The organism is Arthrobacter pascens (assembly GCF_030815585.1).
In the GTDB taxonomy this organism is placed as follows: Bacteria; Actinomycetota; Actinomycetes; order Actinomycetales; family Micrococcaceae; genus Arthrobacter; species Arthrobacter pascens_A.
The window spans coordinates 1201301-1225497 of record NZ_JAUSWY010000001.1; the positions used below are offsets into that span (position 1 = coordinate 1201301).

Annotated in this window: 15 protein-coding genes; 11 read left to right on the forward strand and 4 right to left on the reverse strand. The window is 62.1% G+C overall.

Features of this window, described 5'->3' with window-relative positions; genetic code table 11:
• Positions 1-30: 30 nt before the first annotated feature.
• On the reverse strand, positions 31-777 hold the full coding sequence (locus QFZ30_RS05650; protein ID WP_307074283.1) for a LysM peptidoglycan-binding domain-containing protein: 747 nt from the start codon (positions 775-777) through the stop codon (positions 31-33).
• 147 nt (positions 778-924) lie between these two features.
• Between QFZ30_RS05650 and QFZ30_RS05655 the strand changes: the two genes are divergently transcribed.
• Positions 925-1497, forward strand: coding sequence for a hypothetical protein (locus QFZ30_RS05655; protein ID WP_307074285.1), 573 nt, complete (start codon positions 925-927; stop codon positions 1495-1497).
• 78 nt (positions 1498-1575) lie between these two features.
• On the opposite strand, the gene QFZ30_RS05660 is transcribed toward QFZ30_RS05655, so the two are convergent.
• Positions 1576-1791 (reverse strand): helix-turn-helix domain-containing protein, encoded by a 216-nt coding sequence (locus QFZ30_RS05660; RefSeq protein ID WP_307074287.1) that lies wholly within the window; start codon positions 1789-1791, stop codon positions 1576-1578.
• 154 nt (positions 1792-1945) lie between these two features.
• Between QFZ30_RS05660 and QFZ30_RS05665 the strand changes: the two genes are divergently transcribed.
• The 4 genes from QFZ30_RS05665 to QFZ30_RS05680 are packed head-to-tail and all read left to right on the forward strand — an operon-like array spanning position 1946 to position 10297.
• Complete coding sequence (locus tag QFZ30_RS05665; RefSeq protein WP_307074289.1) at positions 1946-2587, forward strand: hypothetical protein; 642 nt, start codon at positions 1946-1948, stop codon at positions 2585-2587.
• Positions 2584-3891 carry an AAA family ATPase gene (locus QFZ30_RS05670; RefSeq protein ID WP_307074290.1) on the forward strand — a complete coding sequence of 436 codons (1308 nt, stop codon included), beginning with the start codon at positions 2584-2586 and terminating at the stop codon, positions 3889-3891. Before QFZ30_RS05665 ends, QFZ30_RS05670 begins: the two co-directional genes overlap by 4 nt.
• A gap of 55 nt (positions 3892-3946) precedes the next feature.
• Positions 3947-8800, forward strand: coding sequence for an NAD-glutamate dehydrogenase (locus QFZ30_RS05675; protein ID WP_307074292.1), 4854 nt, complete (start codon positions 3947-3949; stop codon positions 8798-8800).
• A gap of 27 nt (positions 8801-8827) precedes the next feature.
• The gene (locus QFZ30_RS05680; RefSeq protein WP_307074294.1) at positions 8828-10297 is read left to right on the forward strand and encodes a sensor histidine kinase; all 1470 of its coding nucleotides are present in this window, start codon (positions 8828-8830) and stop codon (positions 10295-10297) included.
• 88 nt (positions 10298-10385) lie between these two features.
• Here QFZ30_RS05680 and QFZ30_RS05685 read toward each other — a convergent pair whose 3' ends face one another.
• Positions 10386-10634, reverse strand: a complete 249-nt coding sequence (locus QFZ30_RS05685; RefSeq protein WP_003804966.1) for a WhiB family transcriptional regulator — start codon at positions 10632-10634, stop codon at positions 10386-10388.
• A 710-nt stretch (positions 10635-11344) separates the two neighbouring features.
• Entirely contained in the window at positions 11345-15556 is a 4212-nt protein-coding gene (locus QFZ30_RS05690; protein WP_307074296.1) for an FtsK/SpoIIIE domain-containing protein, read from the reverse strand.
• A gap of 284 nt (positions 15557-15840) precedes the next feature.
• On the opposite strand from QFZ30_RS05690, the gene glf reads away from it, so the two are divergent.
• The 6 genes from glf to QFZ30_RS05720 all read left to right on the forward strand — a co-directional run bounded on the left by glf (position 15841) and on the right by QFZ30_RS05720 (position 24159).
• On the forward strand, positions 15841-17028 hold the full coding sequence (gene glf, locus QFZ30_RS05695; RefSeq protein ID WP_307074298.1) for a UDP-galactopyranose mutase: 1188 nt from the start codon (positions 15841-15843) through the stop codon (positions 17026-17028).
• Positions 17025-19046, forward strand: a complete 2022-nt coding sequence (locus QFZ30_RS05700) for a glycosyltransferase (protein ID WP_307074299.1) — start codon at positions 17025-17027, stop codon at positions 19044-19046. Before glf ends, QFZ30_RS05700 begins: the two co-directional genes overlap by 4 nt.
• On the forward strand, positions 19043-19924 hold the full coding sequence (locus QFZ30_RS05705; RefSeq protein WP_307074301.1) for an ABC transporter permease: 882 nt from the start codon (positions 19043-19045) through the stop codon (positions 19922-19924). The genes QFZ30_RS05700 and QFZ30_RS05705 overlap by 4 nt, the downstream gene beginning before the upstream one ends.
• The gene (locus tag QFZ30_RS05710) at positions 19925-20650 is read left to right on the forward strand and encodes an ABC transporter ATP-binding protein (RefSeq protein ID WP_307074303.1); all 726 of its coding nucleotides are present in this window, start codon (positions 19925-19927) and stop codon (positions 20648-20650) included.
• A gap of 189 nt (positions 20651-20839) precedes the next feature.
• Positions 20840-22834 (forward strand): DUF6541 family protein, encoded by a 1995-nt coding sequence (locus QFZ30_RS05715; RefSeq protein ID WP_307074305.1) that lies wholly within the window; start codon positions 20840-20842, stop codon positions 22832-22834.
• Entirely contained in the window at positions 22831-24159 is a 1329-nt protein-coding gene (locus tag QFZ30_RS05720; protein ID WP_307074307.1) for a hypothetical protein, read from the forward strand. The genes QFZ30_RS05715 and QFZ30_RS05720 overlap by 4 nt, the downstream gene beginning before the upstream one ends.
• Positions 24160-24197 lie beyond the last annotated feature (38 nt).

Below are 24197 nucleotides of genomic sequence, written 5' to 3' on the forward strand. Positions count from 1 at the left end.
ATTGGTTGTGGACGCGCGTGGGACCGTCGGCTAGGCGGCGGACGGTGATTTGAGAATCTGGCCGGGCAGCAGGACATCGGGGTTCTGGCCGATGGCTGCCTTGTTGGCCTGGTACCAGCGGGGCCAATGCAGCGCCACGTCCACGTCCGTTGCCGCAGGTCCGAGCTCGCGGGCAGCGATGTCCCAGAGCGTGTCGCCTGCAAGCACCGTCACATCGCCTAGTGCTTGGGGAACGCTCTGTGCAGCGCGGGTCGGCTGGGCTGCGAGAAGTCCGGGATCAGTCACCGGGGCATGGGGCCGCCAGGCGGGTTGAAGTTCAGGCGCTTGCCTCGTTTCTTCGCCCGTGGGATGCCAGGCTGCTGAGACAGCGGCTTCCTGTGTAGGCCCCCACGTCGGACCCGCGGGAGGTGCCGCGGCGTTGGCCACGGGAGCAGACAGGAGCTGAACGGACAGTGCTGCCATGGCCAGTCGCCGCATGAAGGCCGGGCAGAACATGCTAGCGGCCGCGGCGGCCCGTTTGCTGCCAATCTTTTCAAGGACTGCCGCCGAAGTCGCCAGAAGCATGGACAGGATCCACCAAGCCACGACGGCGAGCCCGGCCGCATTTGCCAGCGCGCCGAGGATTTCGTCAACGTCGGGCGATTGCTGCTGTGCTGCAGACAAGGTCCACCGCTCCACAAGACCGGCACCCGTGACAGAGAGAAAGCAACCCAGAAGAAGAATGGACGCCGAAATGGCAGCGTCAGCGCGAACCCAGCGGTTTGTCTCTGCGGCCACGACGGGTACCTTTCATCTGTTTAGTGCAGTTTGATGCTGTTTGATGTAATTAGACTAGTTTGCCTTAGGTTGACGATTTTTGTCCAGACGTTGGAGAGAAGTCCATGATGAATTGACCGACCGCGAGGGCGGCCCTACGCTGGCCACATGCGGTGGGATGCCCTTTTCAATGACATGGAGTCACAGTTTGCCGAGGCTGACAGGTTGTCGATGGAAGTCGAGGTCACTGAACGGGCGAGAGTCGAGACAGCGTCCATCGACCTGGTTGACAGGCTGCGTGGCTCCTTGGGAAGCAACGTGGCAGTGCATCTCGTGTCCGGGATCGTCTTCGAAGGGGCGCTCAGCCATGCTGGAGCCGATGCCTTGGTCCTGAACCAGGCGCGTCATCAGGTTCTGATTCCCTACCCTGCGGCCGCCAGGTACGTGGGCATAGGGCGGCTGTCCGTCGGTGAACCCTCACGGCTACGGCGCAGCATCGGATTGTCGAGCGCCCTGCGCGGGCTGGCCCGTGACCGGTCCGAGCTCGTCGTGAATATCACGGGCGGATCGGAGCAAGGCCTCGGGTTGGCAGGCGTGATTGACAGGGTGGGCAGGGACTACTTTGACCTGGCCGCCGTGAGCCTGGGTGAGGTCCGCCGTGCTTCAGCCATCACTCAGGTTTCAACAATTCCCTTTGGCGCACTGGCGTCGATCAGGTCGCCGCGGACGGCTGACGCCTAGGATCCGGAGACGCGTCCGGAAGTTAACGGGGCGGCGGCACAACCGGAAGTTGACGGGGCCGCGGCTACTTGGTCTGGATCAGACGGACTTCGACTTGGCTTCCCGGATCATCCGGCTGGCCTCGGCGTAGCGTTCCTCGATGTACTGCTCGAGCATTTTCTCTTCCACGCGCCACTGGCCTCGGCCTCCAACCTGGATGGCTTTGAGCTCCCCGCTGCGGACCAGCGCGTACGCCGCGGGCGAGTTGATCTGTAGCTGCTCTGCAACATCTGCGAGAGTGAGAAATCGGGGCATGTATCCATTTTGCCATCTGTGATGCTAACTGATGCCGTTATCCACAGTTTGGTGTTGTTTCTCCTTTTGACTTTTCGTTGAGGCAGTCATGCCGTCACAATGAGGGTGTCCGGGCGCAACCAGCCATCCGGTGCGGAGCAAGGGGAGAAGCGGCATGGGTGCTGACGGGGCCACTGGGGCAAGGCTTAAGCGGCCATCGTGGAAGGACCCCCGGCTGCTGGTGGGCATTCTGCTGGTCCTGGCTTCTGTTGTGGGTGTCATCTCACTGGTTGGCAGCGCTGACCGGACCACCGAAGTCTATGCAGCGCGGGACTCAATCGCGGTGGGTGAAAAGCTGACTCCGGACAACGTCATCCGTGCCAAGGTCCGGCTTGGCGCAACCGAGGAAAACTACGTCACTGTTGAATCGGGCCTGCCCGAGGGGGTGGTTGCCGTCCAGAGAATCGGCAAGAACCAGTTGGTTCCCAAGGAAAGCCTGGGCAAGGTGGACGAGCTGGACCGCAAGCCGGTAGCTGTGACCATTGAAGAGACTCTCCCTGCCCAGGCCGTGGCGGGCACCCGGGTTGACGTGTGGGTTGCCTTGCCTGACGCACGCAATGGGTTCAGCGAACCAAAGCTGCTCCTTCCCGGTGCGGAGATTGCCCAGGTGTCCACCGGATCCACTGCACTCGGATCTTCCCGGAATACGGTGCTCATGGTCCTTGTGGCAGACAGCCAGATGCCTGCATTGCTGGGTGCACAGGCAAATCAGGCCAAGATTTCCGTGGTGTGGAATCCGGGCGGGGGAGCTTCATGAGCATTCCCGTGGTGACTGTCGGCCAGACCCAGGAAGACCTGGTGGAAGGCTTGGAGCGGCTGCACGGTCCAGTGACCGTGGTGCGGCGCTGCGCCGAGCTGACTGAATTGCTGGCAGCCTGCCAGAGCGGCCTGGCGCGGGCCGCCGTCGTTGCTGACGGCTGCGAGGAACTGACCGCCTCGCTCGTTGACAGGCTCGGGGCGGTCGGAGTTGCGATCATCGCCCTCACGGACAGTCCCGACGAGGCCGCGAGGCTGCGGGGGATAGGGGTGGCGTCGGCGCTGTCCGGAGTGGAATCCGCGGCCCTGGCCGGCAGGATTGCCGAGGCAGTTTCCCAGCTGACCGGTTTCGGACCGCGTACGAATTCCGGTAGTGCGCTGGCGGACACTGCTGCTGCGCTCAGGCAACTTCCGGCAGCATCGTCTGACGTCCCGCCAGCTTCCGGATCCGGCAAGATCATTGCCGTGTGGGGGCCGGCCGGATCTCCCGGACGGACCTTCCTTGCAGCCAATATGGCGGGGGAGATGGCGGCAGAGGGCAAGTCCGTCCTCCTGGTGGACGCCGACAGCTATGGGGCAAGCATCGCCGCTGTCCTGGGCCTGCTGGATGAATCTGCGGGCTTGGCCCAGGCCTGCAGGCTGGCGGATCAGGGGCTCCTGGATACCGAGGCGCTGCTCAGGGTGGCCACGCCCGTGGCTACCAGGCTTGGTACCTTCCGGGTACTGACAGGAATCGCCCGGGCCGACCGCTGGACCGAGCTCCGTGCGGCCGCGCTGTCCCTGGTGCTGGAGCGTGCCAGGGAAATTGCCGATGTTGTGGTGATCGATACCGGATTCTGCTTCGAAGCGGATGAAGAGCTCAGCTTCGACACCATGGCGCCGCGGCGGAACGCGGCCACCCTGCGCAGCCTGGAACTCGCGGACACCGTGTATGCCGTAGGTTCGGCCGACCCGGTGGGTGTGCCCCGGCTGGTCCGCGGCCTGGCGGAACTTGAAACAGCCGTCCCGCACGTGTCGCCGATTGTGGTGATGAATAAGGTCCGGGCTGCCGCTGTCGGCAGGGCTCCGGAGCGTCAGTTGCGCGAGGCCTGGGACAGATATGGTCCCTCATCCGGGCTCAAAGCCTTTCTGCCGGCGGACAATGCCGCTGCCGACGCCGCTCTGTTGGGGGGCTCGCTGCTGCTCGAGACGGCACCTGACTCGAGGCTTCGACAGGCGATAGCTGATTTGGTTTGTGCACCTGTCCAGCAAACTTCGAGATCCTCTGTGTTTTCTTCCACAGCAAGGCGTCGGCTAAAGGGTTAGGCTCACCATAAGAGCTGCAAAGGTGCAGCATCAATCTTGATGGAGGCGTTTGTCGATGTCGTCTGGATCCAGCGTGGAGGATCAGCCCGTTTCAATTGGATTCCGTGAAGGTTTTCTCGGGGACTACTACCAGCACCTAGCTGAAGAGGACGCCCGAAGCTACTCGCAGGACGTGCTCGCCGCCCGCGCCGAAACCCACCGCGAGGTCGGCGCCGTCAGGCTGCCGGGCGAGGCGAAAATCGCCATCGTCAACGAGGAAGACAGCAGCGTCGTCTATGTGGTAACGGACGATATGCCTTTTTTGGTCGACTCCGTCAATGCCGAGCTGGTCCGCCAGAACTCGGCCATCCACCTGGTGCTCCACCCCCTGTTCGTTGTGACCCGGAACCGGGAAACCGGGCAGCTCGTCAAGGTTGACCGGGTTCCTTCCAGCGTCGGTATCTCCAGTGGCGACACCGCCACCATGCCGAGTTTGTCGCACCTGATAGCCCAGGGCGACAACGCGTCCCACATGGAGTCGTGGATTGCTGTTGAGATTGACCGCGCCTCCGATGATGCCCGGGCTTCACTGCTGGAGGGGCTGAAACGGGTACTCGGTGACGTCCGCGCCGCCGTCGAAGACTGGCCCAAAATGCGCAACAAAGCACTGCAGATCGCCGAAAACCTCGACAAGGTGGCCAACCCGGCGCAGATCGTCGAGCTGCGGCAGGCGCAGGATCTGCTTCGCTGGCTCGACGAGGGCAACTTTACCTTCCTTGGCTACCGCGAGTACGACCTGATCACCGTCGACGGCGAAGATGTCCTGGATCTGCGCGAAGGAAGCGGGCTCGGCCTCCTCCGGGCGGGTGCGAACTCGCACCATGTCCAGCACCTGACCGACGCCGGCCAGAAGAAGGCACGGGAAAAGCGCGCGCTCGTGATCACCAAGGCGAACTCACGGTCCACTGTCCACCGCCCCGCCTACCTGGACTACATCGGGGTTAAGAGCTTCGACTCGGCGGGCAATGTCAATGGCGAGCAGCGCTTCATCGGCCTCTTCGCGACGAGCGCGTACGCGGGCTCGGTCAGGAACATACCGATTGTCCGTGAGAAGGTGGACGCCGTACTGAGGAGCGCCGGTTTCCCGCCGGATTCGCATTCCGGCAAGGACCTGTTGGGAATTTTGGAGACCTACCCCCGCGACGAATTGTTCCAAATCGAGATTCCTGATCTTGCGGCGACAGCCACCGGCATCCAGAAGCTGCAGGAGCGTCGGCGGACCCGGCTGTTCCTCAGGCCGGACATCTACGGCAGGTTCATGTCAGCGGTGGTCTACCTTCCCCGGGACCGCTACACCACCAACGTCCGGCTCCGCATCGAGGAGGAGTTGCGGGAGACGTTCCAGGCGGTTTCCATTGACTACGAAGCCAGGATGACGGAGTCTGCCCTTGCGCGTCTGTTCTTCCGTATCCGCCTCCCCAAGGGCGCCGATGTCAGCCATGCCAACACTGAAGAGCTGGAGAAGCGGCTGGTCCGGGCCGCCCGTTCCTGGAGCGAAGGGATCGGCGAGGTACTGAGGGGGAGCGGCGCCGATGAGCGCTCCAAGGAGCTTGCTGCCATCTGGTCAGAGGCGTTTCCCGCCGGATACCGCGTTGACTACGAAGTCGAGGACGCGCTGGAGGACATTGCCCGCTTCGAGAAGTACGGAGCGGAGGCCGAGCGTACCGCCGGAGCCAGGCAGGAGCGGCCAGGAGTCCATGTTTACCTCCCGGAGGGCGCGGGGGCCACGCTGGAGGAGGACGCACGCGTCAAGCTCTACATGCTGGAACCGAAGAGCCTGAGCCAGATTCTGCCGTACTTCCATAACCTAGGTCTCGAGGTGCTGGATGAGCGTCCTTTCGAGATCGAAACTGCGGACCGACGGGACTTTTTCCTTTACGATCTGGGCCTGAAGTACCCTTCAGGAGTCGACCCGGTGTCCACTGGACAGCTGCTCGCCGATTCGTTCGGTGCGGCCGTATCGGGCGCAGTTGAGTCTGACAGTTTTGACCGGCTGGTGCTGCGCGAGGGAATGCAATGGCGTCAGATAACGGTCCTGAGGGCCTATGCGCGGTACATGCGGCAAATGGGCAACACCAACTCGTTTGAGTTCATGGCTGATACCCTGCTGGCCAATCCCGAGGTAACCAAGGGCCTGAGTGCCCTGTTTGCGGCCCGGTTTGATCCTGCGCTGAGCGAGCACGAACGCAGCGAGACCCAGGAATCGGTCCGCCGGGAACTGTCCGCTGCCATTGAGGAAGTGGCCACGCTCGACGCCGACCGGGTCCTTCGCACGTTCGTCAACCTGATCGAATCCACTCTCCGCACCAACTACTACCAGTACAAGCCGCATCTGAGCTTCAAGCTGGACCCCACCAACCTCGAGGGGCTTCCGTTTCCGCGGCCGATGTTCGAAATCTGGGTTTATTCGCCCCGGGTCGAAGGCGTGCACCTCCGCTTCGGCAAGGTGGCACGCGGCGGACTCCGCTGGTCCGACCGCCGCGAGGACTTCCGGACAGAGATCCTGGGCCTCGTGAAGGCGCAGACAGTGAAGAATGCCGTGATTGTTCCCACCGGGGCGAAGGGCGGCTTCTTCGCGAAGCAGCTTCCCGATCCCGCGGCGGACCGCGCAGCCTGGATGGCAGAGGGCATTGAGAGCTACAAGACCTTTATCCGTGGGCTGCTGGACCTGACTGACAACCTGGTCACCCGGCCCGACGGGGAGACCCTCGTTCCGCCGTCGGACGTTGTAAGGCACGACGACGACGATTCCTACCTTGTGGTGGCGGCGGACAAGGGAACGGCTACGTTCTCCGACATTGCCAACGGGCTGGCCGCCGAGTACGGCTTCTGGCTGGGCGACGCGTTCGCATCCGGTGGCTCGGTGGGTTACGACCACAAGGCCATGGGCATCACCGCCCGCGGCGCTTGGGAGTCGGTCAAACGCCACTTCAGCGAGCTTGACCTGGACACCCAGAGCCAGCCGTTCACAGTGGTCGGTGTCGGGGACATGTCAGGCGACGTCTTCGGCAACGGCATGCTGCTGTCCCGCCACATCCGGCTGCTCGCCGCCTTCGACCACCGGCACATTTTCCTTGACCCCACACCGAATGAGGAATCATCGTTCGTCGAGCGGCAGCGGCTGTTCGAACTGCCGCGTTCCTCATGGGACGACTACGACAAATCCCTCATCAGCGAGGGCGGCGGCGTATTTGCCCGCCAGGCCAAGGTCATTCCCGTCTCGCCGCAGGTCCGCGCCGCGCTGGGACTGCCCGGTGAAACCACCGAGCTGAGTCCTCCTGAGCTGCTGCGCGCCATCCTGCTGGCCCCAGCCGACCTGCTCTACAACGGCGGGATCGGGACTTATGTCAAGGCAAGCACCGAATCGAATGCCTCGGTGGGTGACAAGGCCAACGATGCGATCCGTGTTGACGGCAAGGACCTGCGGGTCAAGGTGGTGGGCGAAGGCGGGAACCTGGGCATGACCCAGCGCGGCCGTATTGAGGCGGCGCTGCAGGGGGTCATCCTGAACACCGACGCCATCGACAACTCCGCCGGCGTGGATTGCTCGGACCATGAAGTGAACATCAAGATCTTCGTGGACCGCATGGTGGCTGCGGGCAAGCTGACCGCGGAAGAGCGCGCCGCTTTCCTCGCTTCCATGACGGAAGAAGTGGGCCGGCTGGTTCTTGAGGACAACGTGGACCAGAACATCCTGCTCCTGAATGACCGGATGCGCGTTGCCGAGTGGAGCCCCAGCTATGAGCGCCTGATGGACTGGCTGGAAAAGTCAGCGGACTTGAAGCGCGAGCTCGAGGCCCTGCCGACCACGGAGACTCTGCGGGAGCGGCTGAACCAGGGCCAAGGCCTCACTTCCCCGGAACTCTCGGTGCTGTCGGCCTATGCCAAGATCGAGCTGACTTCGGCACTGCGCGAAAGCGACCTCGCCGACGACCCATGGTTCCGCCAGACGCTCCGCGCGTATTTCCCGCAGCAGCTCAGGGAACGCTTCGATGCAGAGCTGGACACCCATCCGCTCCGCCGCGAGATCATTGCCACGGTGGTGGCCAATGACATGATCAACATGGGCGGGATCACCTTCGCCTTCCGCACCATGGAGGAGACATCCGCCACAGAGGTGGCAATTGCCAAAGCGTTCGTGGCGCTCAGGGAAATCTATGAGCTGGACGTCATGATAGGCGAGCTGAACAGCCTCCCGGCGTCGTTCCCCACCGAACACTGGAGCATGCTCCACCTGGACATCAGGCGCCTGCTGGACCGCGCCGTCCGCTGGCTTCTGGGCCAGGGCAGTGTTTCCCGCCCCATCGCCGATACTGTGGCTGAATTCAAGCCGCTCATGGATCCGATGCGCGCGCATCTGCTTGATTATCTGCGCGGAGACGACCGTGAGAGGGTTGCCAGCTGGCTGGAGAAGGCACGCGAGTGGGACGTGCCGGATGATTTGGCACTCCGTTGGGCAGAGCTCTTTGAGAGCTTCGTCCTGCTGGATATCGCCAAGATCGCGCATACCCGCAAGGACCCCGTCGAAGAGATCGCGGGCGTGTACTACACCGTGTTCAACCGCTTCCATGCAGACTCCTTGCTGGAACGGATCAGCACCCTGCCACGCCAGGACCGGTGGCAGGCTTTGGCCCGGGCAGCGCTGCGGGACGATCTCTACTCCACCGTCTCAGACATGACGACGGCGGTGCTCCAGTCAACGGAGCCGGCGGCCTCGGCCGAGGACCGGCTGAGGGCGTGGGAAGGGCAGAATGCGGAGCAGCTGGGCCGGGCCAAGAGCATGTTCGATGAGGTCAACTCGCTCGAAGCCGACGATATGGCTTCACTGTCGGTAGCATTGAGGCTCTTGAGGTCAATCGTCCGGCGCTAGTGTTCACGCGTCGTAACTGGAGGTGCAGTGGCAATCTTTACGGACCCTATCAGGGAACATGCTGATTTCGGGCCGGGCGATGCCGAATGGCTGCACCTCCTGGTGGGCGACTGGCAGATGGTTGCCGACCTTGCCTTTGCCGACTTGGCCTTGTGGTTTCCACATCCGGAATACGGCTACATTGCGCTGGCGCACGTCCGTCCTTCAACCACGCACACCGTCTTCCACGGGGACTTTGTGGGCGAGGGGATCCGGTCCGATCTGCAGCCCTTGGTCGACAAAGCGTGGAACAGCCGCGCCATTGAGCGGTCCAGTGAAACCAACTGGAACAGTGACATGGCCCTGAGGGTGGAGGCCGTTCCCATGGTCCGGAACGGCCGGACCCTGGCTGTTGTGACCACCCACATGGATCTGTCCAGTTCCCGGATGCCTTCGCGCCTGGAGCTCACCTACCGGCAGTGTGCCTATGACCTGCTCCGGATGGGGACGCTGGGCCTGTGGCCCGATTTTGCGTCGCCGACCGGCTCCCGCCGCGGTGCGCCGCGTGTGGGGGACGGCCTGGTCAGGCTCGATGCCGAGGGCATCGTGCAGTATGCGAGCCCCAACGGGGTGTCGGCTTTCCGGCGGCTGGGGGACGGCGAGTCACTTGAGGGCCGTTCATTGGCTGAAGTGACTGCCAGCCTGCTCAAGGACCGGCGGATGGTCGACGAGACCTTGCCGCTGGTGGTGACCGGGCGGATGCCGTGGCGGAGTGAGATCGAATCCCGCGGGGTTAGCCTCTCGCTGCGGGCCATCCCGCTCCGCGATGAGCAGCAGCGCTTCGGGGCGCTGGTGCTGTGCCGTGATGTTTCCGAATTGCGGCGGCGGGAATTGGAACTCGTCACGAAGGACGCAACCATCCGCGAGATCCACCACCGGGTCAAGAACAACCTGCAGACCGTGGCTGCCCTGCTGCGGATGCAGTCCCGCCGGATGGTCAGCGATGAAGCCAAACAGGGCCTCGAACAGGCGATGCGCCGGGTTGCCACCATTGCCCTGGTCCATGAAACCCTGTCGCAGGGGTTGACCCAGAGTGTTGATTTTGATGAGCTGATCGGCCGTCAGTTCAGACTCTCCGCCGAGGTTGCGTCGCCCTCGCAGCAGGTGAAGACCGAGCGTGCGGGGCTCTTCGGCGAACTGCCCAGCGATTTCGCCACTCCGCTGGCGCTGGTGATTAATGAACTGGTGACCAACGCCGTCGAGCATGGTCTTGAAGGACGCGCGGGAACGGTATGGCTCCTGGCTGACCGTTCCGAGGAGGAAGATGGCGAGGAACTCCTGACCGTGACGGTGGCGGATGACGGAGTCGGCCTTCCGGATACGCCCCACGTGGAAGGCCTGGGACTCCAGATCGTCCGCACCCTGGTGACCAGTGAACTTGGCGGCTCCATCCGGTGGCAACCGCGCGAAGGTGGGGGAACCGCAGTCCAGATCCGGCTGAGCCTCGTGGCCAAGTAGCTTGGGAGCGGACGTCCGGACAGCTTAAGAGCGATGGCCGCGACCTTCTGGTCGCGGCCATCGCCGTGTACGTTGTCTGCCGTTGAGGTCAGGAGGCGCGGCGGGCGCGTGCTGCCCGACGCTTCAGGGCTCGGCGCTCGTCCTCGCTCATACCGCCCCATACTCCCGCGTCCTGCCCGGATTCGAGGGCCCACTGAAGGCACGTGTCAACAACCGGGCAGCGGCGGCAGACGCTCTTGGCTTCCTCGATCTGGAGGAGGGCTGGGCCCGTGTTTCCGACGGGGAAAAACAGTTCCGGGTCCTTGTCAAGGCACGCTGCGCGGTTACGCCAATCCATGCTGATCAGTTGCTCCAATTCTGGGAAGAGCTCTTTGTGAAATTATTCACTAGGAGCTACATAGGAAAGGGGCCCTGCGGGCCCCCTCGGTCATCTGAATTAAGCCTGTCATGTTAACGCTGTGTAAACAAGGGGTAATAAGCCTCGAAATCCCCGGAACGCTGAGCGATACATCACATCGGTGCTGATGGCCCTCACCACCGTCCGACTATGTCCGGTAGGGTGCCATTGTGTCAAGACCCCCGGAGAACCCCGCAGATTCGTCGCCTGATCCCTCCGCACATGGCTTTGGTTCCGACGACGGACGAGATCCGTCTGTGTCAGGGGACGGGGGGCGGCCGCGGGCGATAGTGGTGATAGCCCTGATCGCTGTGGCTGAAGCAACGGCCCTGCTGGTCGCCGCAGGCTGGTATGGGTACAGGCTCGCATCAGGTGCTCCTGTCCAGTCTTTCTGGGGGGCCGTCTTCACTCTTGGACTTCTGTTGGCGTTCGCGGCATGGCTTTATGCGGTGGGCCATTTTCTGTTCCGTGGGTACCGGTGGACACGCGCCGCCGCATTAGTGGCCCAGTTGTTCGTCCTGACCATTGGCTTCCCTACGCTGACAGGGGGACTCGTATGGGCAGGCGTAGCCATGCTGGTCCCGGCGCTCACTGCCGTAGTTCTGCTCTTTGACAAACGGGTTATCAGCTATGCGTCCCGAACAGGCGGTTCACCTCCGGCTCTCTGAGGTTGCTCCCTGATGTCCGGCTCGTCCCGAGTCCCGAGTCCCGAGGGGCGCGGCGGGCAGTTCGGCGGTAACCCAGCCCAGCTGGACAGCCATCGACCTGCCGCCGGAGATCAAAACACTCCTGCCCGGCGGCGGATTTGATTCAACGTCGAACCGCACACCAAAGAGATCGCCGTCCATCAAAGTGCGCGGGGCAATCAGCAAACCCGTCCCCAGGCCGCGGGCGCTCAGCACCAACGGAACCCGCTGAAGGACCATCGGGCTGAAGCTGGCCGTCACGACCACGGTGAAACCCATGGCGCTGAGCTCTGTGAGGCCGTGATTCGCAACCGCCGGCAGCAGATCTGCGTCGTCCACCAACGCGATGGAACCTCGGTCCACTTCGCCGGCAACGGCCTTGCGGAGGATCCGGGACCAGTAGTCGGTGGGGTCCGCTCCCGCTTCAGGTGTCAGCCATGGGTTGGTCTCCCCGTTGAGCAGTGGAAGTAACTGGAGGAGGTTCGTCTTTCCGGAGGAGGGGCCGCCAAGTACAGCGAGGACCCCGCCCGCCGGCAGCCGGAGGGACACCGATGCCAGATCGTCCCCGCCCACCCCTACCCGGAGAAAGTGGTGCCGGAGCCTGACCGCGCCTGATGACTGGCCGAGAAATCCGGCGCCGGCGGCCTGGGCGGACTCGCGGGCCTCGGCGGCCTCGCTGGACTCCGAGGCCTCGGCGGCAGCGTCCCCGGCCGCCCGTGCCAGGATCTCGTGGGCTGGTACCTTTGCCGGCAAGGGATCGACCCGGAACGGACGCCTGACTATGGGATGTCGCTGGATGCCTCCTGCCGAACGGACCTCTGTACCGCCACGGGATGGGGTGTAGAACTGGCACACGGCAGTCTTGTCGGACGAGAGGGCACCAACAGCCACGGCCCTTCCCGGTGCCCTGGCCGTAGCAGGCATTTTTGGCCAGGCAAGACGGCTGTCCTCGCTGGAGCCGGTTGGAAAATAGACGCGGTTCGGCACCGACGCGAAGAACCTGGCGGTGACAAGGTCCCGCTGGCCGGACAGGAGCACAGTGAGCTTTGCCCTGCTGCCGTCCCGGACAAGATCGTGCACCAGATCCTCGGCCCAGGCCAGGGGGCCGGAACGGAAGGCCGAGACCCAGGACCCCCATCCAGCAATCACCAGGATGAGGGGCGTTTCGTCGTCGAGAGCGGGACGGCTGAGCCGCTGCGACTGCTCCCGGGCCAGTCGCTCCAGTATCCGGACTGCCCGGCGCAGTTCATGCAGGCCAGCGCGTGCCCCGACTCTGTTGTGTCCGGCCATTCCGATGAAGGAGCCGTCCCCGTCGAGTATGTACAGATGTGATTCCGTGGGGTGGGCCGCCAGCGCGCGGACCGCGAACCGCAGGGCCTCCCTTGCTCCGGACTCCGATGCACCGACGAGTCCCAGGTGTCCGTGGCCGGCAGGTTCCCACGCGACAGGTGCTATTCGCTGTTCATCGGGTAGGTCCATCAGGCCAAGTTGGATGGTCCAGGGGCTGATGGTCCAGGTCGTCGGCGATGCTGACGGGAAGGCTCCTGCCCGGGCCGGTGCCGTCAGAGCCGGTTCTGCAATGACGGGTTCCGGCAGGATGCAGGGAAGCGGTGCCGCAACGGGCCGCCGGACGGGTTCTCCGCCCATGGCTGCCCAGAGCTCCGTCATGGCGGTCACCAGTGGAGCTGCTGCCAGCGCGGGCGTCACACCGGCCGGATCGGACGCCGGGATGCCGTCGTCTGCCGGGGACTCAAGCGCCTCGATAGCAAATCGGATCTTGATTCCTTCGGCTTCAGCTTCGGTTCCAGCTTCGGTGGCCGGGCCACCCAGCGAAGCGGCCTGGAACTCCTGCGGAGCCTCAGTGCCCCGCGCAAGGTAGGCCCTTCCCGGGGTATCCACGCTAATTCCGGCTGCAGCCTTGGTACTGATGATGTCCATGGACTCCATCTCGGACTGCACGCGCAAGGCGATGCTGGTGGTGACGTTGGCGCGGATATCCGCGGTCAGCGCGCCCTGCGGCCGCTGCGTGGCCATTATCAGGTGGACGCCGAGGGAGCGCCCTATTGCAGCGATTCTCATGAGTTCCCGTAGAGCCTCGGGCGCGTCTTCCACCAGCATGCGAAATTCATCGATGACAACTACGAGGTGGGGGAGCGGCGACTCCTGTCCAGCCTGAGATGCCCGGTATGACGGAAGATCCGGGGCCTGGACTGATGCAAGTAGTTCCTCGCGGAGCCTGATTTCCGCGCGAAGGGACGAGAGCGAGCGTTCGAGTTCATGGTTGGTCAGGTCAGTGAGCATTCCCACGCAGTGGGGGAGACCTGTCAGTGGCCCCAGTCCAGAACCGCCCTTGAAATCCACAAACAGGAAGTTAATGCGGTCTGGCGGATAGCTGAGTGCCAGCGCAACGGTCAGGGTGCGCAGGAGTTCAGATTTGCCGGAACCAGTGGTTCCGGCAACCAGGAGGTGGGGTCCGTCGGCCTGTAGGTCCAGGACGCGTTTTCCATCGACAGAACGCCCGACGGGAACAGCGAGTCCTCGGGTCAGCCGCTGTGCTGCCCACCTTGAGGTTGTTTCCGCTGCCGAAAGCGGGAGTAGATCCGCAAGTGAGCAGGACGACGGGACTGTCTTCTCACCGTCGGTGGGGAGGGCGGCCGGTCGCGCCAGTCGACGGCAAAAGCGGCTGAAGACTTCATCCTGAACAAGGTCCGGCACGAAACGGATGCATTCCGTGGGCGTTCGGAGCAGCGAGCCTTGTTCGCCTAGTTCGACGTCGGCCGCCGTCGGGGTGCCTTCGACTTGCCAGAGGCGGATGACCCGCCAGTTCTCCTGTACGGCCCTGGGTATGATCCCGGAGTCGGTGCCGTGTGCATCCTCGCCCCCGGCGAGAATGACCACCCCGTGGCTATACCGGGGCCCGTAACCTCTGTCCAGAACTGCTCCGAGTGCTGCGCGGCTGACTGCAAGAGTAACGCCAGCCAGATTGCGCGCGGCTAGTGGAAGGTGTTCCGCCGCGCCATGGACCACAACGAAGGTGCCACAGCCTCTGGGGTACCCGCGCAACTGCATGAGTATCGAGCGGACCAGACCGTCAATGGAAGCCCGCGGGCCTCGGACTGTGGTTACCCGCCTGGCGGGATCGAGCGTCAGCGGCATGAGGCCGGCGGACGGAATTGCCCTGTCCGGATCGGCTGGTTCGAACCGGATGTTCGCGGCCTGGAGGGCCTGGCCAAGCCGCAGCCAGATGCCGTCACTCGGGACCGGAGCATTTGACCGTTTCGACGACAGCTGACCCGTGATCGCCAAGTCGGTAAGGGGCGGCGCGGATCGCCGCCGTCGTTCTTTGTCCTCCCGGACCGCAGCGGCGACTGCCGCAGCCAGCGCGCGGCGCTGCCGATGCCCGGAAAATACCGGGACCACAATGGAAAACGCGGAGACCGCCGTGAACGCAAGAAACATCCACATTCCGGTGAATGCGGCCAGTCCCACACCAATGACGAGGGGGAGTGTAGCCGCGAGCAGGAGTGCTGCGCGACTTCCGGTTTCCACGCGCCGGCTGACCACCAGCGGTTCCTGCACGGAGGTTCCCGCCTCATCGAGCCCTGCGCCAGGCGGTTCCAGGAAGATGATGGACATGGTGGAATTTCCGCAACGGATGGAGGAGCCGGTTGAAATGATTGCGCTTCTTACCCGTTCACCGTTCACCTCAGTACCGTTGGCGCTGTCAAGATCAACGATGGTGACGGCCGTATCGGTGACCACAATGCGTGCATGTTCCCTGGAGAGCTCCGCGTCAGGAATCAGGATGTCTGCGGTGCTCCGCCCAATTGTGTACGTTCCGCGCCGGAGCGGGACGACGGTTCCGGCACCTGCGCCACCGAGGACTGACAAGGCCAACGACGCCGGGGATTCGACGATGGTGCGCCGCGGTCTGAGGGCGGTTCCCTGCGCAGGACCGTCGACGAGGACGGCGCCGTGGACCAGAGGCTGTTCACCAAGCTTCATTGGACCTATGGCCTGGCCTTCGACGGTGAGCAGGCCCGTTCCGAACCTGTCCGCAAGCTTGTCCTGGAGCTCGGCTCCGGTGGTTCCGCGGCGGGCATCGATGGTGAGTTCGACCGGCGGGCCATGCAGTCCGGAGCCCGGGCTGCTGACTAGGGTGCAGTGCAGCTGCATGGTGTTGACGTCCTAACGATTCGCTTGCCTCCACGCTAGCCACGGGCTATCAGGTTGTCCCGGGGAGGTTGCCGTATGTGGACAACGACCAATGTTCTGGCTCAGTGCAATGTCCGTGCAATACGGTGGTGTACTGCGCAACGTTAAGGATTGAACGCGCCTGGACGCGGGCGCCCAGGTGTAGCTGCGAGGGCGGATTCGACGGTCGAAGTGGGGTCTCGGGTAGGCTAGAGCAGCAGACAATGCGCACCATTGCGCTGCCCGCTTTCGAACCAGGAGATTTTGTGACCGCTGACCTCGTCATCGTAGGGTCTGGCTTTTTTGGCCTGACAATCGCAGAACAGGCCGCCACTGAGCTCGGCTTGAAGGTGGTCGTCATTGACCGCCGCCACCACATCGGTGGAAACGCCTATAGCGAAAAAGAAGAGCAAACCGGTATCGAGGTACACCGTTATGGGGCGCACCTGTTCCACACCTCCAACGAGCGCGTGTGGGAGTACGTCAACCGTTTCACCACGTTCACGAACTACGTCCACAAGGTTTACGGCGTGCATAAGGGCGAGGTTTATTCCCTGCCGATCAACCTTGCGACGATCAACCAGTTCTTCCGTGCGAACATGACGCCGGGTCAAGCCCAGGCACTGATCCAGGAGCAGGCTGGAGAACTTGCAGGGACTGATCCGCAGAACCTCAACGACAAAGGCATCCAGCTCATCGGGCGGCCTTTGTACGAGGCCTTCATCAAGCACTACACGGGCAAGCAGTGGCAGACCGATCCCAAGGATCTGCCCGCAGGCATCATCTCCCGCCTCCCGGTCCGCTACAACTACGACAACCGGTACTTCAACGACAAGTACGAGGGTCTGCCGACGAACGGCTACACGGCCTGGATCGAAAAGATGGCCGAACACCCGAACATCGAGGTGCGTCTCAATACCGACTTCTTCGACGAGTCGCACGAGTACAGCAAGGACAAGGTGGTCGGCAACATCCCGGTCATCTACACCGGACCTGTCGACCGCTACTTCGACTTCGCCGAGGGTGACCTCTCCTGGCGCACCATCGACTTCGAGGAAGAAGTGCTCGACGTCGGCGATTTCCAGGGAACGTCGGTGGTCAACTACAACGACGCCGATGTGAGCTACACCCGCATTATCGAGCCGCGCCACTTCCACCCGGAGCGTGACTACCAGACGGAAAAGACCGTCATCATGCGCGAATTCTCCCGCGCAGCGGAGAAGGGCGACGAGCCCTACTACCCGATCAATACTTCCTCGGACAGGGAACGTCTGGTCAAGTACCGTGATCTGGCTGCCGCGGAGAAGAACGTGCTGTTTGGCGGGCGCCTGGGCACGTACAAGTACCTTGACATGCACATGGCCATCGGCTCCGCCCTGACCATGTTCGACAACAAGATCCGCCCGCATTTTGAAGATGGAACCAACCTTGAAAGCGGTGGCGTAGACGCATGAGTGTCTCAACCAACAGCACCAAAGCCGCCGAAACTGCCAGCCTTGAGGGCGCCGAAGCGCGCTGGGAGACGCTCCAGCGAGTGATTCTGCCCAGTTCCAGCCAAATGGACACCGTACCTCTGTACATGGACATGGGCACGGCCACCGGTATCCAGCTGCCAACCGTTGGCGACCGCGACGGCAAGCCCAGCAAGGCGCAGGCGTTCAGCAGCCCGACGAAGGAAGCCCACGTTGAGGACTTTCTTTCCCGGCGCTCGACATCGGTCCGGTCCGGGGAGCGTGTTTCTTTCGGCAGCTACTTCAATGCCTTTCCGGCAAGCTATTGGCGCCGCTGGACCACAGTCGAGAACATCCGTCTCCATGTGCGGACCCAGGGGGCCGGGTCAGTCATCGTTTACAAGTCGAATGCGCGCGGGTCGCTGCAGCGGGTCGATACCCGCCGGGTTGAGGGGATTTCGGAGAACTTCTTCGACCTGTCGCTGGCGCCCTTCGGCGACGGCGGCTGGTACTGGTTTGACCTCGTGGCCGGCTCGGAACCGCTTGTTATGCTCGACGCCGAGTGGCAGGGACCGGCCGTTGATACTCAGCCGGGAGCTGTAACACTTCAGATCACCACCCTGAACAAGACCGACTTCTGCCTGAACAATCTCCGGCTCCTCGCAGAAAACGATGAAGCACTGGAGCATGTTCAGGAAATCCTGATTGTGGACCAAGGTTCACAGAAGGTCTCGGACGCCGCGGGCTATGAAGACGTCAGGGACTCCCTCAACGGGAAGCTGCGGATTATCAACCAGTCCAACCTCGGCGGCTCAGGAGGGTTTGCCCGGGGAATGTTCGAGGCTGTTGAGAACGGCAGCGACTACGTTCTGCTGATGGACGACGACGTCGTCGTTGAGCCGGAAAGCATCATCCGGCTCCTGACTTTTGCTGACCGTTGCAAGACGCCCACCATCGTTGGCGGACACATGTTCGACCTCTACAACCGGACGGTTCTGCATACCTTCGGCGAGGTAGTGAACCCGTACAGGTTCCAGCCGTCACTGCCCAACGAAGAGATGATCCTTGGACATGACTTCATGTCCTCGAACTTGCGTCAGACGTCTTGGCTGCACCGCCGCTGTGATGTGGACTACAACGGCTGGTGGATGTGTCTGATCCCGACGCAGGTGATCCGCGAAATCGGACTCTCCCTTCCCCTATTCATCAAGTGGGACGATTCCGAGTATGGCCTCCGGGCGAAGGCACACGGTTACCCTACTGTTTCCCTTCCCGGTTCTGCTGTCTGGCATGTGTCCTGGATTGACAAAGATGACCTCGTCGGTTGGCAGGCATACTTCCACGTCCGTAACCGCGTAATCGCTGCATTGCTGCACAGCCCCTATGAATTCGGCGGCAGGGTGGTCAAGGAATCCCAGTACCATGACGTGAAGCACCTCGTGTCGATGCAGTACGCAACAGAACAGGGACGTCTCTGGGCTCTTGAAGACGTGCTGAAAGGCCCCGAGGGCCTGCGGGATCTGCTTCCGTCCAAACTACCTGAGATCCGGAAAATGATGGCCGGCTACTCCGACTCCGTCTTCCGCCCGGATCCGGACGAGTTTCCGACCCCCAAAATGGATAAGCCGCCACGCAGGGGACACGGGTTCTCAAAGCCGTCCAGGATCTCGCTTGTTCCCTGGGCTGCCAAGACAGTCATCAGGCAGCTGGCCAGTCCGGTACACGGGTCGAGCGCTGAACGCCCCCAGACGACGGTGGCTCACCAGGACAACCGGTGGTGGCGCATGGCCCAGTACGACAGCGCCGTGGTGAGCAACGCTGAAGGCACCGGCGCGTCTTGGTACAGGCGTGATCCGAAACAGCTACGGAAAATGCTGGCTGAGAGCGCACGCCTTCACTCGACGCTACTTAAGGAGTGGCCGGCCCTCAGCAAAAAGTACAAAGCGGCCATGCACGGACTCACCTCCATTGAATCCTGGAGGAACACATTCGAGCAGCACACGCAGAACGAGATTAAGTGAGCGAGATCGCCCAAGGGGGTCTGACCACCCCAGGTTTAGGTCGCGGCGTACGCGATATTCGTCAATCGAGCTTCCTGCTGAAACTATTGGTTCGCAAGGAACTCAAGGTCCGCTATCGCGGTTCCGTGCTTGGGCTGCTCTGGTCCTACGTAAAGCCGGGCGTGCAATTCATCGTGTTCTATGTGGCACTTGGTGTATTCCTCGGGCTTGAGCGCAGTCCCAGGAATCCCGATGGACTGCCCAACTACGCGGTCTACTTGTTCTCCGGCATCGTGCTGATCAACTTCTTCTCCGAGGCGCTCGGTAACGCGGCCCGATCGATTGTCACCAACGGCAACTTGATCAAGAAGATCTACCTGCCTCGCGAGTTGTTTCCCGTCGCTTCCGTGTGGGTGTCGGCTGTTCACTTCTTCCCGCAGCTGGTGGTGCTGATCGTTGCGAGCCTTTTCGCTGGCTGGCATCCGGATGCCTTCCAACTGTTGGCGGCCGTAGCCGGATTTGTCATTGTGGCGCTGCTTGCGACGGGTCTTGGGCTGTTCTTCGGCGCTGCCAATGTCTATTTCCGAGACGCGGAAAACCTTGTGGATATGTTGCTGATGGTGGCCACGTGGGCTTCGCCGGTCATGTACGCCTGGACCATGGTGCAGGCGCAACTTGGTTCCGTGGCGTTCTCCATCTATCAGGCGAACCCCGTCACCATCGGCGTCGAGCTGTTCCATTACGCTTTTTGGTTTCCGACGACGGATGGTTCCGCGGCGATGCCACCGAACCTTTTCAGTCTCTGGCTGCCCCTCGGACTTGTAGTCGCACTGTTGGTCCTTGGGCTGGGTCAATTTACCTTTCGACGGCTTGAAGGCCGATTCGCGCAGGAGCTGTAATTGGTTAACGCAATAGAGGTCTCTGATATCAGCAAGCAGTTTGTGCTGCGCCATACAAGGTCTCTCAAGGAGGCCGTTGTCTGGATTGCGAAGGGCCGGAAGGGCGATCTGTCCGAGAAGTTTCACGCGCTCAAAAATGTCTCCATGGACATAAAGACGGGTGAAACCGTCGCCCTCTTGGGCCTGAACGGTTCCGGTAAGTCCACTCTCCTGAAGCACATTTCAGGCGTGATGCTGCCCGATTCTGGCACTGTTCGCACCCGGGGACGGGTGGCAGGGCTGATCGAAGTGGGCGCCGGGTTCCATCCGGATCTTTCCGGCCGCGACAATGTGTACCTCAACGGCGCGATTCTGGGAATGACCGAGCAGCAGATCAACGACCGCTTCGACGCGATCGTTGAATTTTCTGAGATCGGCCAGTTCATCGATACGGAGGTCAAATTCTATTCCTCAGGTATGTATTTGAGGCTGGCGTTCTCCGTTGCCGTCCACACGGACCCGGAAGTGTTCCTGATCGACGAAATTCTTGCGGTAGGCGATGAGCCTTTCCAGAGGAAATGCATCGACAAGATCCAGCAACTTGCTGAGCACGGCAAAACCCTAGTGGTGGTCAGCCATGATTTGGACCTTGTTTCCCGCATCTGTGACCGCGGCATTCTGCTGGAGCACGGAAACGTACTCTTCGACGGCCCGATTCAGGACGCCGTAGCGATCCTGCGGTCCTAAGGACTCGACCTTGGCGCGTGCCTTGGCCGACCATGTCGGGCTCGTGAAAGACCGGTCTACGCGTCCAATCGAGTAAGATCTCACACGTGCGGGCCCCGCCGATCACGCGTCCCGCTGCAATTCCCATCTCACCTGCCCCGGAGGATACTTGTGCCCTGGTTGAATATAGTCCCGCAGCTCCTTTTAGCGGTGGCTATTGCTTTTGTCCCGGGAGCAGCCGTGGCATGGGCGAGCAGGGCGCGGGGGTTCGCTCTGGTCGCCATCGCACCGGCAATCAGTGTGACCATTATTGCCATATCGGCTATAGCGGCCCCCCTCTTGGGCATCGGATGGTCGCTGATTCCCGTAGTCGGCTTCACCGTCTTGATGACACTTATCGCGTACATGGTGTCATCATTGTTGTCCCGACGGGCGCCGGACCTCAACGAGCGGATCATGCCGCACCGTGCGTGGGCGAATACAGTCGCTCAGGTTGGCGCTGTCGTTCTCGCGGCCACGCTCATAGGGCGCCGCCTCGTCGCGGCTCTTGGCGAGCCGGAGTCGTTCTCACAGACCTTTGACAATGTCTTCCACCTAAACGCCATCCGCTACATAGAAGACACAGGTTCGGCTTCCTCGCTGACGCTCAATTCCATGACAGGGGCAGGGGCAGGCTTCTATCCGGCGGCGTGGCACGATGTCGTGGCGCTGGTGGTCAGCTCGACAGGTGCCAGCCTCCCGGCGTCGGTTAATGTCGTTAACATCGTCGTAGCTTCTTTGGTCTGGCCGCTGGGATGCATTTATCTGGCCCACACTGTCCTCGGAAACCGCCGAGCGGTCAGCCTCGTCGCCGGCGTCTTGGCAGCAGCGTTCGGGGCTTTTCCGATGTCACTATTGGACTTCGGCGTGCTGTACCCGAACTTCCTTGGTAACGCTCTCCTTCCAATTGTGTTGGCGCTAAGCCTCCAAGCTTTAGGATTGTCGCGCCAGCCGTCGCACTTCAGGACTCTTGACCTGCTACTGCTGCTGGCGGTTCTTCCGGGCATCACGCTGGCACACCCGAGCAGCACGATGGCGCTCTTCGCTCTCATGGTCCCGGCTTTGCTATACGTGTGGGGTCGTGCAACCCTGGGCATCGCAGGCCGGCAGGCTCGACGCCGGTGGCTGGCCCTGGGTGCCATGGCCGCCATTCTGATTGCGGGCTCCGTCGTTTTTTTCCTGCTCTGGAAGAATGTTCGGCCGTCGGCGGAGGCCGCCTTTTGGCCGCCGGTCGAGACGACGGGCCGGGCCATCGGTGAAGTCATTTCGAGTTCCGGAATCGGACGCTCCGTTGCGTGGGCTGTCATGGTATTTGCCGTCCTCGGCCTTTTCAGGATGATCCTCGAGCGGAACCAGCTTTGGGTGGTTGGTGTTTACGGCGTGGGGGCCGCTCTTTTCGTCGTCGTCGCTTCGTTTCCCGCCGGAGACCTCCGTACTTTGGTTACCGGAGTCTGGTATAACGACCCGCCGCGCCTGGCCGCCCTTCTTCCACTTGTCACCCTTCCGCTCGCAACTCGCGGCGCTCTTGAGCTTTGGGACAGGTGGCTACTGCCATGGATTTCCCGCGGGATTGAGAGTATCGATCGGAGCAGTGACGTCGAAGGTGCCGGTCATCCCGTCCGGACCGCTTCCGCCGCGCTCCTCCGTCGGAATGGTCTGTGCCTATTGGCAACGGGTGCGCTGATCGGTGTCCTGGTTGTCAGCACTCAAGGGGCAAACGTTCAAGAGGCCCAGAAGTCAATGGCAGATTCCTATCGCCTCTCGGAAAACTCGGGCCTGATTTCGACCGATGAGTTGGCCCTTATCCAGCGACTCCCGGATAAGGTGCCGGAGGATGCCACGATGATTGGCAACCCATGGAACGGCAGCTCCTTGGCATATGCCTTGGCAGACAGGAAAGTGCTGCAGCTGCACATTTTGAGCGCGGTGCCCGAAGGTGCTGCAGGAATCATCAACGGCCTTGACGCTGCGACGACCGGGCCCGCGATATGCGCGAGCGTGGAACAGTTGCAGGTTCAATACGTCCTGGATTTTGGGCACCGCGAGGTCCAGGGCCGGGACCACGGCTATAGGGGCTTGGACGACCTAGTTGCTAGTGGCATGGCCACCCTGGAAGACTCTCAGGGTGAAGCCAAGCTGTACAAAATAGATTCTTGCGGGCAATGATCGTGGAGGGCATGGATCGAGTCATTGCGGAACCCTCGCGACGCAGCCGGATCATGGGACCCGTGCTTTGGATTGGTTCGGTAGTCCTAGGATCCCTAGTAGCGTTTGCGCGGCTGCCCGTGACAGCTCAGGGAACCATCTGGGCTGAGGACGGAGGCATCTTCCTGCGCGATGCATTGGCTGGCGGAACGCTGCTGGACGTTTTTGCGCCTTACGAGGGCTACCTGCATGTACTTCCCCGTGTGGCGGCCGAAGTTGTGGTGATGTTGTTCCCCGTCGACTATTTCGCGGGCGCAATGAACTTCCTGAGCTGTGTCACGGTAGCTCTGATTGCTGGGCTGGTCTTCCACTGTTCCAAAGCCATGTCACCAAATCCGCTCGTCAGGATCTGCTGGGCCTCCATCACCATCCTTGTAGCTCCCGGACCTTTGGAAACCTTGGGGAACTTCGCCAATGTCCACTGGTATCTCCTGTGGGCCGTTCCGTGGCTGTTGTTGAAGCCCGCGGCATCAAGGGCAGAAGGTGTCTTCCTTTTCATGGTGGCAGTTTTTGTAGCGCTGACGGAGATCCTGTCGTTGATGTTCATACCCCTGTTCCTATATAGATTCAAGGACAAGGGGCACTGGCCCGCGCGTGCTGGTTTGTTGATTGGACTGGCTTGCCAGGTTGCGACGACGCTGTTCTTTCCGCGGTCGCCTTCGTCGGGATACCAAGTGAACCCGGTCTCCGTCGTGCAGGGCTGGTTCCTCAACAGCAGTTCGGCTCTGGTCTTCGGAGATTCGCCGAGCATAATAGAAAACATTCGCAACTTCGGGGCGCTGCCGATAGTGCTGGCTGCTCTGCCCTTCCTGGCTGCGTTCATGTACATCCTTTCCAAGGGCTCGCGGCAGCACCGTCTGCTGGCCGTGGTCCTCGTCGTCGCGTCCGTCGGCTCGTGGGCTGCTACACAAGTGGCCAACCCCCAGCGATTCTTTGACTACGCCGGTTTCAACGATGCTGAATGGCAGACTTTTTTTCTTTCCCGCTACAGTACAGTGCCGTCAATGTTCCTCCTGGCCTTGCTGCCGTTGGCGGCAGCGGCCACCGAGGTTAGAGTCCGGACAGCCTTCGCAGCCGTGCTCAGTGGGTTTCTAGTGCTGCAGGCGGTCTATTTCTTTCCATCGTGGGTTAGCCGACAGGACGGCCCTATCTGGGCTGAAGGAGTCCTGGTAGCGAGGCAGGCCTGCCTCAATGAACCCACTGTCATGAGTCAGTCTGTTCCCATCGCTCCCCGTGGCTGGACATGGGACAAAGTAGAGGTTAGCTGCACATTGTTGCTGCGCTAGTGTCGAGTGCTCGAGGGGGCGCTGTGCGGACCTTCCCG